This window comes from Proteus alimentorum, from assembly GCF_002607735.1.
GTDB lineage: Bacteria > Pseudomonadota > Gammaproteobacteria > Enterobacterales > Enterobacteriaceae > Proteus > Proteus alimentorum.
On the sequence record NZ_NBVR01000039.1, the window covers coordinates 39,109 to 51,475 of the forward strand.

11 protein-coding genes are annotated in these 12,367 nt (G+C 37.5%); 5 read left to right on the forward strand and 6 right to left on the reverse strand.

Translation table 11 applies throughout. From position 1 onward, the window contains the following. Window positions 1-98 precede the first annotated feature (98 nt). The gene (locus tag B6258_RS15280; RefSeq protein WP_099075966.1) at window positions 99-1,079 is read left to right on the forward strand and encodes a LacI family DNA-binding transcriptional regulator; all 981 of its coding nucleotides are present in this window, start codon (window positions 99-101) and stop codon (window positions 1,077-1,079) included. A 143-nt stretch (window positions 1,080-1,222) separates the two neighbouring features. Here B6258_RS15280 and B6258_RS15285 read toward each other — a convergent pair whose 3' ends face one another. The 4 genes from B6258_RS15285 to B6258_RS15300 form a co-directional block, all read right to left on the reverse strand. Then, window positions 1,223-1,720 (reverse strand): RidA family protein, encoded by a 498-nt coding sequence (locus tag B6258_RS15285; RefSeq protein ID WP_099075967.1) that lies wholly within the window; start codon window positions 1,718-1,720, stop codon window positions 1,223-1,225. 45 nt (window positions 1,721-1,765) lie between these two features. Further along, window positions 1,766-3,187, reverse strand: a complete 1,422-nt coding sequence (locus B6258_RS15290; RefSeq protein WP_099075968.1) for an NAD(P)/FAD-dependent oxidoreductase — start codon at window positions 3,185-3,187, stop codon at window positions 1,766-1,768. Between the two features lie 623 nt (window positions 3,188-3,810). Next, window positions 3,811-5,166, reverse strand: a complete 1,356-nt coding sequence (gene gorA, locus B6258_RS15295) for a glutathione-disulfide reductase (protein WP_099075969.1) — start codon at window positions 5,164-5,166, stop codon at window positions 3,811-3,813. A 144-nt stretch (window positions 5,167-5,310) separates the two neighbouring features. Continuing rightward, on the reverse strand, window positions 5,311-6,153 hold the full coding sequence (locus B6258_RS15300; protein WP_099075970.1) for a 23S rRNA (adenine(2030)-N(6))-methyltransferase RlmJ: 843 nt from the start codon (window positions 6,151-6,153) through the stop codon (window positions 5,311-5,313). Between the two features lie 180 nt (window positions 6,154-6,333). On the opposite strand from B6258_RS15300, the gene B6258_RS15305 reads away from it, so the two are divergent. The 4 genes from B6258_RS15305 to B6258_RS15320 all read left to right on the forward strand — a co-directional run bounded on the left by B6258_RS15305 (window position 6,334) and on the right by B6258_RS15320 (window position 9,443). Further along, a complete protein-coding gene (locus tag B6258_RS15305) occupies window positions 6,334-6,723 on the forward strand; it encodes a DUF1090 domain-containing protein (RefSeq protein ID WP_099075971.1) in 390 nt (129 codons plus the stop codon). A 330-nt stretch (window positions 6,724-7,053) separates the two neighbouring features. Beyond that, window positions 7,054-8,073, forward strand: coding sequence for an inner membrane protein YhjD (yhjD, locus tag B6258_RS15310; RefSeq protein WP_099075972.1), 1,020 nt, complete (start codon window positions 7,054-7,056; stop codon window positions 8,071-8,073). 69 nt (window positions 8,074-8,142) lie between these two features. Then, window positions 8,143-8,352, forward strand: coding sequence for a 2-hydroxymuconate tautomerase family protein (locus tag B6258_RS15315; RefSeq protein ID WP_006534633.1), 210 nt, complete (start codon window positions 8,143-8,145; stop codon window positions 8,350-8,352). Between the two features lie 80 nt (window positions 8,353-8,432). Beyond that, window positions 8,433-9,443, forward strand: coding sequence for a serine hydrolase domain-containing protein (locus B6258_RS15320; protein WP_099075973.1), 1,011 nt, complete (start codon window positions 8,433-8,435; stop codon window positions 9,441-9,443). A gap of 98 nt (window positions 9,444-9,541) precedes the next feature. Here B6258_RS15320 and B6258_RS15325 read toward each other — a convergent pair whose 3' ends face one another. Both B6258_RS15325 and B6258_RS15330 read right to left on the reverse strand, forming a co-directional pair. After that, window positions 9,542-11,077 carry an insulinase family protein gene (locus tag B6258_RS15325; RefSeq protein ID WP_240531605.1) on the reverse strand — a complete coding sequence of 512 codons (1,536 nt, stop codon included), beginning with the start codon at window positions 11,075-11,077 and terminating at the stop codon, window positions 9,542-9,544. 174 nt (window positions 11,078-11,251) lie between these two features. Beyond that, the gene (locus B6258_RS15330; protein WP_099075974.1) at window positions 11,252-11,962 is read right to left on the reverse strand and encodes a HAMP domain-containing protein; all 711 of its coding nucleotides are present in this window, start codon (window positions 11,960-11,962) and stop codon (window positions 11,252-11,254) included. Window positions 11,963-12,367: the final 405 nt, after the last annotated feature.

The window sequence follows — 12,367 nt, forward strand, 5'->3', positions numbered from 1 at the left end:
CTAAAAAAACACAATTACCTCAATAAAGATGGGTTTGTCATAATCATATTAAGATATATTAGGTCATCAACTAATTGAAAGGAGCAACAGCATATTCAATGGCCGGGATCCGTGATGTCGCAAAAAAAGCAAATGTCGCAGCAAGTACTGTTTCCAGAGCATTAAATAACAGTGGTTATGTCTCTCAATCTGCACGAGAAAAAATAAAAAAAGCGGTAGAAGAATTAGATTATATTCCTGATACTTGGCTAAGAAATTTGTATCAACAAAAAAGTGCGGTTGTTGGTGTCATTATTAATAGCCTTGAATACCCTTATTTTGCGACAGTGACACGTTTTATTGAAAATAAGCTCGCTGAAAATGGCTATAGCATGATGTTATGTGCAACACAAAATAGCAAAGTACGTGAACGTATCTTTTTTGATATGCTTAAACGCGGCCAGATCGACGGTATTATTGCAGAATATCTGTTATTGGATGATAGTGAATATCAGCATATTCAAAAACCCGTGGTAACGCTAGATCGCCATCTTCGTGATATTCCATTAGTTTGTTCCGATCATCATACTGGTGGTCGATTAGCAGCAGAACACCTTATTCAAAAAGGTTGCCAAAAAATCCTTTATATTGAAGATAACTCAAGTTATTTATCATCAACCCCATCATATCAAAGCTGTTTAGCTTTTAAAGAAACGCTTATTCAGGCAGGTATTAAACCAATTCCTTGCAAAGTAAATTGGAAAGAAGAAGAGAAAGACTATTTTCACGCTTTTGCAACAAAAATACTTTCTTTGCATTCAGATATCGATGCTATTTTTGCTGCTGATATTCCCGCCATGGCATTATTTAATGAAGCAACAAGGCGAAATATCGCCATTCCTGAACAATTAAAAATTGTTGCTTACGATGGTAGCCCTTGGTTAAACCAAACACTGCGTCAATTAACCTGTATTGAACAACCCTTTGAAAAACTCGCTGAAAAAAGCGTAGAAGTGATTAGTGCATTAATTGAGAATAAAGAAATAACAGATATCGTCTCTGTTATTCCAGTGAAGTTTATTCAAGGTGAAAGTAGTTAATTATTGATTCAATTCTTATGACAATTTTGTGTTGAGATATCGCTATAACATATTGATACCATAAAAAACGTCAAAGAAAGTTACCCTTCTTTGACGTTTTATCACATTAGATTTTATTTCAAAATTGAATAAAGCTTGTTGCCTTATTTTGCAGGACGAACAGCGATAACTTCAATTTCTACACGCCATGCTGGATTCGCTAGTTTATAAACTTGGAATGCTGAGCGTGCTGGTAGTTGATCAGTTTTTGAAGCATCATAGAACTTAGAGTAACCGTTCATAAAACCTTTAAAGTCCATAGTGCCATTATTTTCTTCACCACCAACTAAGAATACTTGCATCTTAACAACGTCTTTCATATCAAGACCAAGACTATTCAAGTTAGTTTTGATTTGCTCTAAAACATTAATGGTTTGTTCTTCTGTATTACCATAAGAAGCTAATTCACCGTCTGGTGCATTTGCTGATTTCTTAGTAGGGACTTTACCACTTAAGAAAACCAGATTGTTGCCTGCATTAATTTCAACTGCTTCTGAAATAGGCATACCGTTTAATTTATGATGCACAACATTCTCCGTTGCATTTGCGCTTGCTACACCAAAAATAAAAGGCAGGGCAACAAGTAAACTTTTATAGCGCATGAAAACTCCTTAATATGTTTAATTTACAGTAAAACAAGGGGTTACTTATTTCTTAAAACGATCCATACTAAATGGCGTTGGATCAATAACTGGTTTTTTGCCCGTTACGATATCGGCAGTAACTTCACCTGCTGCTGGGCCTTCTGTCATACCCCATACTGTTGCTGTATTGATAACCAGACCAGGGTATTCTTTGACTTCAGAAATAATAGGTAATTCATCAAATGTTGGGCTAACGACTGCTCCCCAACGTTCAACAACTTGTGATTTTTCAAATACTGGGAATTCAGCTTTCATTCTTTGGAATACAGCATCTAAGTGCTCAGTATTTTGTGTTGCTGTTGCAATGCGATATTGTTCAAACGGTGTTTTTTCATCTAATTTCCAAGAGGTTGCCATCTTGAATGAATTAAATAAGTCTTCACCGATAGAGAATTCTAATGGCAGCTCACCACCACCTAATAGGTGCATGAACTTAGGCCCTAACAAGAAGCTATCTTTCACGATAGAACTGGTGAAAATACGTGGTGCGACAGCATAAGTACCATCGGCTTGTTCACGGAAGTGAATACCATTTGGTAAATGCACGTTACCACGAGGTGCGCCCGGAACACCTGATACACGTTGCTGTGATAAGTAAACATTCAGCGTTGGAATATCAATGCCCATGTTACCCATAAATAAACGTGACCAAATACCACCAGCAAGAACAACGTGAGATGTTCTAATTGCGCCTTTTTCTGTTACAACATCAGAAATCTTACCGCCCGCAGTTTCGATGCCTCTTACTGCACAGTTGGTATAGATTTTTACGCCAATTTGTTTAGCGTAGCGTGCTAATGCTGGTGTTCCTGTTTCGGGATCAACAGAACCTGAGTCTTCTTCAAAAGCAGCAACAGTCCATGGTGTTTGAGCACCAACAAGACGATTTGATAACTCTTCACCTTTAATAATGCGCGTATTTAATGGTGTATCAAATCCCGCTGTTTCTTTTGCTGTGGTGATCCACGCTTGAGCTTTATCAAATGCTTTTTCATCAGCAAGGGCTTCTACACGGCCTTGTGTACGATAACTGGTATCAGCACCAATCTTCTCGTTCATTCCACGCCATAAGATTTTCCCGTAATGGTGTAATGGGAAAATTTCTGGTGATGTTTGATAACTAATAATTTGGCTGTATGCACGGCCTGATTGTTCACCGCCAATCTCGCCTTTTTCTAAAATTGTGACACTCATACCACGTTCTGCAAGGTTGATAGCGGTCATAATACCTTGGATACCACCACCAATAATCACTGCATCAGACTCTTTAGGCAGCGCACCCTCTGTACCTTCGACAAATGATGCTCTAGATTTAGCTTCAACGAATTTGCCATCACGGCGCACCATTGGAACTAACGCAGCACCACCGGCTAAAACACCCGCAGCACCAACACCTAAAAGCAGCTTTCTCCTTGAAATTTTCATCTTCTACCTCAGTAATGGATTTACCATTTATATTTATAATGTTATTAATTTGTATCTTTAAAAGTGGATATTATCATAGTTCATTATATTGTTAATAATTATAATTATTTGTTAACCATTTCACTCAACAACAATATCCACAGATACAACATGGTTACTTCTATCGTTTTTCCTCATAAAAAACCATCAATTAAAGACATTATTTTTCTGAAGTAAAATACGCTACATATTGATATATAATAATATATTTATAAATTATAGAATTTTTGATAAAAAAACATGATGATTTCTTTAATTAACATTTTTATAAAAAACAACATGTAAACCTGTAAATTTTTGTTTACAAAACAAGCAAAACCTATCGCACAATGACACAAAATAAAAACCAATATTGGCGATGTAATAACTTTTTTTTTACAAAATAAGTTATTTCACTTAATGACTGGTTTATTGGTCAATAAGTAGACGAATATGCTTTTTGAAAAATGCGTAGAAAAGAGGATGTTTGAGTTCGAAATAAAACGAAGGGTAAGTACAAATTTTCAATAAAAAAAGCCAGAGGGTTAACTCTAGCTTTTCACGTAAGAATAAAAATAAGCTTAAGCGATATAAATGGAAACAGCTTATCTCATCGTAACAAATTCTTCTGCTGCCGTTGGGTGGATTGCCACAGTATCATCAAAGTCTTTTTTCGTTGCCCCCATTTTCAGGGCCACAGCAAAACCTTGTAGCATTTCATCCATACCAAACCCAATACCATGAATACCAACAATTTTTTCGTCTGCACCAACACAAACCAACTTCATACGACACGGTTGACGATGACGAGTCACAGCGCTATACATCGCGGTGAAAGACGATTTATACACTTTGACTTGATCCGCACCGTATTGCTCAACCGCTTGAGGCTCTGTTAAACCAACAGTACCAATAGCAGGATGGCTAAATACAACCGTTGGGATATTTGAATAGTCTAAGTGTTCGTTAGGTTTGTTGTTAAATAAACGCTCTGACAAACGGCGCCCTGCGGCAACAGCAACCGGCGTTAATTCAACCGCCCCTGTATTATCGCCAACAGCATAAATTCCTTTTACATTGGTATTTTGGAATTTATCGACTTTGATATAGCCTTTTTCATTTAACTCAACACCCGTTACCGCCAAATTCAGGTTATCTGTTGCCGGCTCACGGCCAATCGCCCAGATTAAGGTATCAACTGTTTGCTCTGTGCCGTTTTCCAGTTGTAGCGTTAAACTTCCATCTGCATTCTTAATCACAGCTTTAGGAATAGCGTGTGTATGTAACTTAGGCCCTTCGGTTTCCATCACTTCTAACAGTGTTTCAACGATTAATGGGTCGAAATTACGCAATGGCGCATGTTTACGTACAAATAAATGTGTCTCACTACCTAAAGCATTTAACACACCAGCAAGTTCAACAGCGATATAACCTGCACCAACAACAGCAACACGTTTTGGTAAGGCTTTTAATTCAAAGAAACCATCAGAATTAATACCATACTCAGCACCTGGAATATTAGGTTGAACAGGACGACCACCGGTTGCAATCAAAATATTATCGGCGGTGATCTTTTCACCATTAACTTCAATAGTATTAGCATCAACGAAACGAGCAAAACCTTGGATAACATCAACTTTGTTATTACCTAATACACGGTCATAAGATTGATGAATACGGTCAATATAAGCAGAACGGCTACTAATTAGCGTATCCCAATCAAAACGGTTCACTGTGGTGTCAAAACCATAATCAGGGCCGTATTGATGAATAGCTTCAGCAATTTGTGCTGCATGCCACATCACTTTTTTAGGTACACAACCCACGTTAACACAAGTGCCACCTAATGCTTTCGCTTCAATTAATGCACATTTTTGGCCATACATTGCCGCTCTATTAATTGATGCGATACCACCACTACCGCCACCGATGGCGATATAATCGTAATGTTTGCTCGTCATTTCTCTGATCCATTTATCTGTAGAAAAATAGGTAACTCACAGGCTAAGTCTTTCATATCATGATGTCTATTATGACAAAATTTAAAACATAGCACGTCAGATTTTAGCTTTTACAGTAATAGGCAAAAACAATAATAAAGATGCTTATTCTGGTACAACCCACTCAACTAATGTATGTCCAATACCCTCAGGAACTAAGGTTTTATGTAACCAAGGGAGTATTGATTTCATTTGTGATTCTAATTTCCAAGGTGGGTTAATCACAATCATGCCTGATGCCGTCATCCCCAGTTGATCACTATCGGGTTTTACGGCTAATTCAATTTGTAAAATCCTACGGATCCCTGTTGCTTCAAGCTCTTTTAACATGCGTTTGATTTGCTGGCGGTGAACAACTGGATACCAAATCGCGTAAGTTCCTGTCGCAAAGCGCTTATGGCCTTCAACAACACCTTTAACAACCGCAGAATAGTCTTGTTTAAGTTCATAAGGTGGATCAATTAATGCGAATCCACGACGACTTGGCGGAGGTAACTTAGATTTTAATTGGCCAAAGCCATCTTCACGAGAAACTCTAACTCGCTCATCACGAGAGAATTCGGTACGTAATAAAGGAAAATCCGTTGGATGTAATTCTGTTAGCACTAAAGAATCTTGTTCTCTTAGTAATTTGCCCGCTAATAGAGGTGATCCAGGATAATAACGCAGTTCTCCACTTGCATTTAATTCCCCCACCGCTTCGAGGTAAGGCAAAATAAGCTCAGGCACTTCTTCTTGCTGCCATAAGCGAGCGATCCCTTCTAAATATTCGCCAGTGCGAGTCGCATGAGCATTGGTTAATTGATAACGTCCAGCGCCAGCATGAGTATCAAGATAAAGAAAAGGTTTCTCTTTCTCTTTTAAAGACTCAATGATGAGTGTTTGAACAATATGTTTTAAAACATCGGCGTGGTTGCCAGCATGGAAACTATGGCGATAGCTCAGCATTCTTTATCTTCCGTTAGAAATAAGTATAGCTTAGTAATTAATTTACTCTGAAATAGCGATTAAACTCAGTGTATCAGAAAAAGCCGAACTTCTTCATTGAAAGCGAAAGAAACGTTGTGTCTTAGTACTCAGCCGTTATGATAAGTCCATATTTCACTTAAGTTTAAATAGGATAGAAAGATGAAAAAATTACTTTTGGCTGCCATAACCTTAAGCTTACTCGCAAGTAACGCCTATGCAGATAGATCAACCAATGGCTGTGAGATAAAAAAGCAGAATATCCAAAAACAGATGGAATATGCAAAAACACAGGGTAATCAATATCGTATCCAAGGCTTGGAGCGAGCATTACAAAATGTTGAACGCTATTGCACGCCTGAAAAAGTGGTTGAAAGCACACGTCTTGAATTACGTGAAAAACAACTTGATGTTAAAGAGCGCGAGCTCGAATTAAAAGAAGCACAACTTAAGGGTGATGCAGATAAAATTGCTAAACAAGAGAGAAAATTAGCGGAAGAAAAAGCAGACTTAAAGGCAATTGAAGAAGAATTAAATCTACTGACAAAGTAGTTATCATCAGTAATTAATGCCTACTCCTTATTTGACTGTGCAATACAGAATAAAACAATAAGTGAGTAGCCATTCCCTTATTAAACTAAACTTAATTTCAGAATTGCTATATTGTTTTTTTATCCTTTATTAAGTACAAGATTATCTACGCCTTTTGATAGAGCATCATCTACACTTAAGCCAGAACAAACAAATACATCTCCTAAATCAGTGGCTAATTACAATAAGCATAAGATGTGTAACAGAAATTAAGCTATGATATTTTTGAGTGAAAACTATAGTAGTGACACTCAATTATTAAAAATGGACAGATCTAATCAAAGAGGATATATGTCAGAAGAGCAGCAACCCAAAACAGAGAACGCAAAAACTCAACTGACTCAGCCGCTCAAAAAAGGGCTGGAAAAAGGGATCCATGGTGGAAAAAAAGCCATCGGTATTGGGATAAAAATCAGTAATTTTATTACTAACATTCCTTTTATTGCACATCTTATTCGTACCGCCGAACGTTTTACTGACAGAATGGGAAATCAGTTTGGTGCCGCTATTACCTATTTTTCATTTTTATCATTAATCCCTGTATTAATGCTTTCCTTTGCTTGTGCGGGTTTCATTTTAGCCTCAAATCCAGATTTACTCGCTAAATTAATTACAGGTGTTGCAAATAGCATTGACGATCCAACGCTTGCATCTACGGTTCAACAAAGTATTGATACCGCCGTTCGCCAGCGTACAACCGTGGGTTTAACCGGTTTAGCGATCGCTCTTTATTCTGGTGTTAATTGGGTAGGTAATTTACGCCAAGCCATTTTGGCGCAATCACGCCCCGTTTGGGAAAGAAATAAAGAAGAGCAAGAGAAAATCTATTTCCGCTACTTTCGTGACTTTTTAGCGCTAATTGGCTTACTTTTTGCGTTAATTGTCACTATTACACTAACGTCTGTGGCAGGTTCAGCCCAAAGAATGATTGTTCACACATTGGGATTAGATGGTATTGAGTGGTTAACACCAGTATGGACAACAATCGGCTTAACTATCTCCATTACTGCAAACTATTTACTTTTTTTATGGATATTGTGGATCCTACCTCGCCATCAACCAAAACGAATTTCGCTGATGAAAGGCACACTTATCGCCGCTATTGGTTTTGAAATATTGAAATCTGTCATGACATGGATGCTACCCAGAATCGCAAGCTCACCTTCAGGTGCTGCATTTGGTTCAGTGATAGGTTTAATGGCTTTCTTCTACTTTTTTGCCCGATTAACGCTCTTTTGTGCCGCGTGGATCGCCACTGATGGCCCAAATATGCGCAAAGAACAGTTGGCTGAAACGCAATCAACATCTTAAATTTATGATAAACCGACATGGTTAATTCCCTGCACTAACCGCCTATAAATAACGTAATAAGGAAAAACAATGCCATACGTTAATATTAAAATTACACGTGAAGGTGCAACCGCAGAACAAAAAGAACAACTCATTGCAGGAGCGACACAACTTTTGGTTGATGTATTAGGCAAAAATCCAGCAACTACTGTTGTAGTCATTGATGAAGTTGAAACAGATAACTGGGGAATAGGCGGTAAAACAGTAACAGAATTACGAGCAGCAACAAAAAGTAAATAAAAAATTTCTGCAGTATAGATAAAGGGTGCTAAGTACACCCTTTTTGCTGATTTATTTTCCTGACAGATAAGGAAGTAACTATGGTTCAATCAATGACTGATGCTTTTCATGCCTTACCTTCAGCAAGTGCTATCTATATTACAGGTGCAGGCATTCAATACCCTTTTGGTATGGCGCACGGATTTGCCGACGAAAGTACCCAGAAAAAATTAACTGTAGATACACCTTTTCGAATCGCTAGTAATACAAAAACCTTTCTCGCCGCCGCTTTTTTACGTTTATGGGAACAAGATGCCCTATCCCTTGATGATGATATAACTCAATATTTAAGTGCTAATTATCAACAGACATTATTAGAGTTAGGGTATGATCTTAACACTATTACATTACGCCATTTATTAAGCCATAGCAGTGGCTTATTTGATCATGCAAATGAAGCTTACCTTGAAGATGTAATGAAAGATCCCTCACATAAATGGACACGAGAAGAGCAAATAGCACGCTATGCTCAACAAGGCTTCCCCATTATTCCTGCTGGAAAACGCTTCATTTATTCAGATACAGGATACATTTTATTAGGTGATATCCTTTCTCAATTTATGAGAAAAGACATGGCCACCGCCGTTCGTGAATTATTGCATTTTCAAGACTTAGATTTACCACAAACGTGGTGGGAAGGTTTAGAACGACAACCTAATCGTCCTAAAGTGCGTGCTAGACAATTTACAGGTGAGCATGAAGGTACTCATATTGATGCTTCAATGGATGCTTTTGGTGGTGGTGGGCTTGTGATGACAACCCTTGAGTTAGCTAAATTTACAGCTGACCTCTTCGAAGATAGAGTTTACTTGCACCCATCAACCTTAAAAGAGATGAAATGGCAAGGCTCGCATACAGGTGCGGCAAATTATCGTTTAGGTTTAATGGCCGAAGAAACTGGCATAGGCACACTTTACTATCACCTTGGTTATTGGGGCTCAGTAGCTTATTACTTACCTGAAAAACAAATTGCTATTGCAGGTTTTACAACTCAAAAAAATAACCGTGAAAATTTAATCGCCATTATTAAAGAAGCATTTAAACGCCTTTAAAATCAAAAAAATAAAAAGCCAAAAATGTATTGATAACACTTTTGGCTTTTTTTATTTTATGGCTGATATATTTTCAATATCTGCCTATCTCTGTTTTATTATGATTTCTTCGTCGGTGTTGTTTCTACCGCTGGAGTTATTACAGCAGGAGTTTCAACTGTGTTATTTGGTGTAGCATCAGTTACAACAGGCGTAGGTGTATTTGCCGTTTCTGGATGAACTTGTTTTTCAAATTGAATACGTAATTCACCTAGATTTACCGTTGGTGTTTCACCACTTTGCGTTAATACAAAAGTAATATCCTCAGATAAAACTCTTGAAAGTTCCTGATTTAATGTCTCTTTTGTTAAACCCGCTAAAAATGCTTGGCGTAAACGCTGATATTGTTCAGGTGGTATATCAATAATATTGCTTTGTTGTGATAACAGACGCTGATTAATCAAAATAGCCGTGCTGGTTTTTGCATAACGTGCAAATAACTGAGTTAATTGAAGTTGTTTCTCTTGTTGCAGCTCTTTGTATAACTCATCGCTGATACCTTGGTTACGCAAGCGACCCAATTCTTCTCCCACCCATGATGCTAATGCAGGAATGTGCGCTGTGGCAGTATCAAGATTTAAAGAACAACTTGCACGCTGATATTGTACCCGGCAATCAATGTTAATTTGAGTACTGTCGTTTTCCTTCCGTTGCTCAAGGCTACGACCTAAATGTACAAAAATCACTTCACGAGCTAAATCACTTAACCAATATTTATTTAACGTGTCAGAGTCTTTTACTGGCGACCAGTCTAAATCCCAAATTAAAGCAATTTGGTCTTTTGCACGCATAGGCTCTTGCACATATAACGTTTCAGGTTTCATATCGGCAAGAATAGGGACGGGAACGGGTGTTACACGCTTTCCTGATAGCGGTGAAAAGGCCTGATTAATGCTTTCCGTCAATACTCGATTATCAACATTACCTGCCACATAAAGTGTCATCATATCTGGGGTATACCAACGCTGTTGGTAATCTGATAGCTCTTTAGTATTTACAGATTGATTAACAGGTTTTCCCGGATTGCGACCTTTCAAATTAGAGCCTTCAAGACGTGAACGCCAGATAGGATCTTCGATATTAAGAGGAAACGTTGCAATCGGAAGCGGTGATTGAACTGCGTTACGAACCGCATCTTCAGTATATTGTGCAGGTTTAGCAATACCTGCTAATAATGCGAAAGCATCCTTTAGCAACTCAGGCTGATTGTTCGGTAAACTTAGATTATAAACAGTAAAATCGTATGAAACGATCATTGGAGGCAACGGATAGTCAGGATCTAACGCATTTTTCCATAGATTATCGCGTTTCTCTGGCGTTAAACCTGTATTTTCCAAAACGTTGAGTTTGGACACCAAGGATGAAAAACCCGTTTCACTGCTTTTTTCTGATAAAGAACCTGTATTAACTAATAAACGGATCTGTATTCTATCATTTGGGCGTTGTGGTGTTTGTAAAATTTGCCACTGAAAACCATTTGCTAGTCGCCCTTCTTGCCAAGCCGGATCAGGCTGTAAAGCCTCCGCTTGAACTTGGCAAACAACAGCGCCGAACATAACGCTTCCCAATAAAATTCGTGTCATTACACCCTGCATGTGAACCTCTATTGTATTAATCCTTGGTATTAAACCACTTATGAGGTTTAACAATAAGTGCCAAAAGACATGTTAGATGTCGGATGTCTATTTTTTGTATTATCATTCTTTATCACCACAGAAACATGAAATGAAATCACTATAGTGATTAGACTCATTATGGCGTAAGAAGGTTCAGACCTTCGGCAATTTTTGATCAGATTTTTGATGATTATATCCTTTAACCAGCAAACCAATCTCATCATCACAATGTGATTTTGGACAAGATAACGCTGAAACTTGGCTATCTTTATTGAGGGTGACGGCGATTTGGCGTAAAGGTTTTACAACAATACGATTAATACACCAACTAATAGCAACCGTCAGAATAAGCCCCATCAACAGATATGTTGTTAGCATCAATGCAACTGTATTACTGGCAAAACGATAAAAACGGTTTGTGTCAGCCTGTAAAATGAGATAACCACTATAGGACTTATCATCCGTTGAAGTAATGCCTAATGGCTGTAAAGGAATAACAGCTTCAACGGGGATACCCAAAAGCCAACTTGAGAATTCAGAGACTTCTTTCTTAGGTGCAAAATCTAAATTCATCACTTGCACATTTTCGGGTTGCATGACAATCGCTTTACCCAAAATACCTGTCGCTTTTAGTGCCACTATCTGCTGTTTAGCATCGTTTAAATCTGATCGTAACAATGCATCAGCAAGTGGTTGCTGGATACTTACACCGGCATTAAAAAGCTGATTTTGATAATCTTCACGGCGTTGATCTATCAAATAAACGAGTTGAATACTGATAAAAATAGCAACAGTCACCAACGTAACGCCCGCAACAGCGGCCATCTGTTTTATTGTTAATGAATGTTTAAGATGAGGTTTCATCGTTGCTATTTCCAATATACATGTCTGAACAGAGTGATTATACTGTATTTTTGTGATTATGTATCACTCTCAATAAAGAAAATAACGTTATAAAAAGCGCCTACCCATTAAAATGAAAGTAGATAAATATATAATTATTGTTATTTGAGTATAGTTATAAGATAGAAATAGTAAAATAAAAATAAAATCTTACGCTCTCTTTGTTATTTACAACAAATCTACTTTACTTTAATCAAAAGATACAATTCACTAAAAAACACCAGAATATATAAAATTAAACGCTATTAAATCCTTACTTACAAGTTAAAATGCAATACCAAGCGCAGTACATTTCTTAATGGAAAACATTATTTTCCTTTAATATCATTGAAGTTTATATTTTAAAAAACTCACATAAATATAATA

What these genes read in the sequence shown, in the direction of transcription:
- B6258_RS15280 (WP_099075966.1), top strand. Translation starts at nt 99, where the DNA reads ATGGCCGGGATCCGTGATGTCGCAAAAAAAGCAAATGTCGCAGCAAGT.
- B6258_RS15285 (WP_099075967.1), bottom strand. Translation starts at nt 1,720, where the DNA reads ATGCGCTATAAAAGTTTACTTGTTGCCCTGCCTTTTATTTTTGGTGTA.
- B6258_RS15290 (WP_099075968.1), bottom strand. Translation starts at nt 3,187, where the DNA reads ATGAAAATTTCAAGGAGAAAGCTGCTTTTAGGTGTTGGTGCTGCGGGT.
- gorA (WP_099075969.1), bottom strand. Translation starts at nt 5,166, where the DNA reads ATGACGAGCAAACATTACGATTATATCGCCATCGGTGGCGGTAGTGGT.
- B6258_RS15300 (WP_099075970.1), bottom strand. Translation starts at nt 6,153, where the DNA reads ATGCTGAGCTATCGCCATAGTTTCCATGCTGGCAACCACGCCGATGTT.
- B6258_RS15305 (WP_099075971.1), top strand. Translation starts at nt 6,334, where the DNA reads ATGAAAAAATTACTTTTGGCTGCCATAACCTTAAGCTTACTCGCAAGT.
- yhjD (WP_099075972.1), top strand. Translation starts at nt 7,054, where the DNA reads ATGTCAGAAGAGCAGCAACCCAAAACAGAGAACGCAAAAACTCAACTG.
- B6258_RS15315 (WP_006534633.1), top strand. Translation starts at nt 8,143, where the DNA reads ATGCCATACGTTAATATTAAAATTACACGTGAAGGTGCAACCGCAGAA.
- B6258_RS15320 (WP_099075973.1), top strand. Translation starts at nt 8,433, where the DNA reads ATGGTTCAATCAATGACTGATGCTTTTCATGCCTTACCTTCAGCAAGT.
- B6258_RS15325 (WP_240531605.1), bottom strand. Translation starts at nt 11,077, where the DNA reads ATGCAGGGTGTAATGACACGAATTTTATTGGGAAGCGTTATGTTCGGC.
- B6258_RS15330 (WP_099075974.1), bottom strand. Translation starts at nt 11,962, where the DNA reads ATGAAACCTCATCTTAAACATTCATTAACAATAAAACAGATGGCCGCT.